The organism is Methylosinus sp. Sm6 (assembly GCF_019802345.1).
In the GTDB taxonomy this organism is placed as follows: Bacteria; Pseudomonadota; Alphaproteobacteria; order Rhizobiales; family Beijerinckiaceae; genus Methylosinus.
Genome location: NZ_JAINDZ010000156.1, coordinates 1 through 534, shown reverse-complemented (window position 1 = coordinate 534; position 534 = coordinate 1). Strand labels below are relative to the sequence as shown.

1 protein-coding gene is annotated in these 534 nt (G+C 54.9%); it reads right to left on the bottom strand.

What is annotated here, in order from left to right; translation table 11 throughout:
- Positions 1-534, bottom strand: a 534-nt coding sequence (locus K3F48_RS24040; RefSeq protein WP_222577955.1) for an AMP-binding protein, incomplete at both ends; no start/stop codon positions are given.

The window sequence follows — 534 nt, the reverse complement described above, 5'->3', positions numbered from 1 at the left end:
CGCCCCCGCGCGTCCAGAATATATATCCGTGTGTTCGAGATCGGACGCCCAATCGGAATGTTCGTCGCGCCCGGCGCAATCGAACAACACTTGTGAAGGGTAGCCCAAATGGTTGCTTCCGTAGGGCCGTAGGCATTGAAAATCGAGTAGTCGCGAGCCAAACTGGCGGCGACGGCCGCCGGCAGGGCATCTCCGGCCGCAATTATTGTGCGCCGCGTGCCAAAACTTTTTTCAAACGGCAGCAAAATAAGAACAGCCGGCGGTATTACTGCATGAGTTATGCCTGTTTCCTGTATGAGATCAGCGAGTTCTTGACCAGACAATCTAGCGCTTTCGAAAAGTTGCAGAGCGCCGCCATGACATAACGCAAAGACGAACTCGAACGAACAGGCGTCGAAACTGAACGAAGCGAATTGAAGAATACGCGAATCGTGGTCGACCGCGAATTCTCGGGCTTGCGCCGTGACGAGATTGCACAGCCCCCGATGTTCGACCATGACGCCTTTTGGTTTTCCGGTCGAACCGGAGGTGTAG